Consider the following 345-nt stretch of genomic DNA (forward strand, 5'->3'; position numbering starts at 1 on the left):
GTTTGATTTTGGATAATACACTATTTAGACCATTTCCAGCTATGGTTGTCAAAAAGAGCAGTCCATTCGAACTTGTGATTAACAGAGGTTCTATAGATGGAGTAGAGGTAGGAGATACATTTCTAGTTTACTATATAGATCCTGAGGAACTTATAGACCCTGAAACTCAAGAGAGCCTTGGGAATTTAGAAGTCATAAGAGGTACAGGAGTAGCGACCCATGTCCAAGAAAAAATGACTACGATAAAATCTAACCGGTATGAAAATAATTCTGGGAAAATTATTCGTAGAAATTCCAGCCCATTTGCTGGAATTTCTGCATTAATTGGAAGTGAGACTATAGAAC

Annotated in this window: 1 protein-coding gene; it reads left to right on the forward strand. The window is 36.8% G+C overall.

Annotated elements, in window-relative coordinates; genetic code table 11:
• On the forward strand, nt 1–345 hold a 345-nt coding region (locus AAEY83_RS13430; protein ID WP_351059541.1), incomplete at both ends, for a hypothetical protein.

This window comes from Psychrobacter sp. TB20-MNA-CIBAN-0197, from assembly GCF_040309765.1.
In the GTDB taxonomy this organism is placed as follows: Bacteria; Pseudomonadota; Gammaproteobacteria; order Pseudomonadales; family Moraxellaceae; genus Psychrobacter; species Psychrobacter submarinus.